The organism is Mesorhizobium sp. M7A.F.Ca.CA.001.10.2.1 (assembly GCF_003998575.1).
Lineage (GTDB): Bacteria > Pseudomonadota > Alphaproteobacteria > Rhizobiales > Rhizobiaceae > Mesorhizobium.
Genome location: NZ_RZQY01001019.1, coordinates 1 through 1,387 on the forward strand (window position 1 = coordinate 1; position 1,387 = coordinate 1,387).

The window sequence follows — 1,387 nt, forward strand, 5'->3', positions numbered from 1 at the left end:
CGCAGCGGATCGCATCGTAGCCCGCGGCGATCGATTCAATGGCGTCTCGTTCTCACTCACCCGAAAATTTTGAGAGAATATTCCCGGCTTTGGCGAGAACGGCGAAAGGCGTTCTTTGATAAACTTGATAGAATTTCTGAGGATGTGACCAAGGCTAGGCAATCCGCCTCGCTGCCATGACTTCACAACCACAGAGATCAATCATGTCCGACTTCAAGAACACTTTGCCATCTTCCCCGGGGTCAACCGTCAACCGGCGCAGTGGCCTTGCTCTGCTGTTCGCCTCGGCCGTGGCGATCGGCAGCCTGATGGCGCCCGGCGCATCGTTCGCCGAGGACAAAAAGGCGATCAAGGTGGGTATCATCAGCGGTGAGGACGAGGATGTCTGGCGAGTCGTCGTCGCCCAGGCCGCCGAAAAGGGCCTCTCCATCGAAACCGTGGTGTTCAACGACTACACCCAGCCCAATGAGGCGCTGGAGCGCGGCGAAATCGACGCCAACGCCTTCCAGCACCAGCCCTATCTCGACAACCAGATCAAGACTCAAGGGTATCATATCGTGCGCGTCGGCTATACCGGCGTGTGGCCGATCGGCCTCTACTCCAAGAAGTACAAAGCAGTCGCCGACCTGCCCGAGGGCGCGGTCGTCGGCGTGCCGAACGATCCATCCAATGAAGGCCGGGCGCTGCGCGTGCTGCAGAACGAGGGCGTGATCAAATTGAAGGACGGCACCGGCATTCTCGCCGCCACCGTCGACATCGCCGAGAACGCGAAGAAGGTGGTGATCAAGGAACTGGACGCCGGCATTGTCGGCCGCTCGGTCGAGGATCTCGACGCGGCCGTGGTCAACACCGACTGGGCGCTGAAAAGCGGCCTGACGCCGGAAAACCGCATCGCGCAGGAGCCGATCGCCGACAATCCCTACCGCAACTTCATCGCGGTGAAGGCCGGTAACGAGAACGAGGCCTGGGTGAAGACGCTGGTCGCCTCCTATCAGAACGAGGCGGTGAAGGCCGAGTTCGACAAGGTCTACAAGGGCACCGGCCTCAGCGCCTATTGATCCGGTCGACCGGAAGCCCGGTTCGATAGCAACAGCGGTCCGCGCTCAGGCGCGGGCCGCGATTGCGTTTTCGGGAACAGGAACATTCATGAACCAGCATATCACGGCATCCGGAGAAACCGCCGATCCGATCCATGCCCGGCCCGACGCGTCTCAGGACGTCGTGCGCCTCGTCGAGCTGAAGCGCCGCTTCGGTGCGACAGCGGCGCTCGACGGCATCTCGCTGACCGTGCGCAAGGGCGAGATCCTCGGTATCATCGGCCGCAGCGGCGCCGGCAAGTCGACGCTGATCCGCTGCCTGAACGGGCTGGAGCGTCCTGACTCCGGCG

The 1,387-nt window shown here is 62.0% G+C and carries 2 protein-coding genes; both read left to right on the forward strand.

The features are described from left to right. The first annotated feature begins 203 nt into the window (after positions 1-203). Positions 204-1,058 carry a MetQ/NlpA family lipoprotein gene (locus EN964_RS34620; RefSeq protein WP_127266745.1) on the forward strand — a complete coding sequence of 285 codons (855 nt, stop codon included), beginning with the start codon at positions 204-206 and terminating at the stop codon, positions 1,056-1,058. A gap of 88 nt (positions 1,059-1,146) precedes the next feature. Continuing rightward, positions 1,147-1,387: ATP-binding cassette domain-containing protein (locus EN964_RS34625; protein ID WP_127277446.1), on the forward strand; the 241-nt coding region annotated here is incomplete at its 3' end.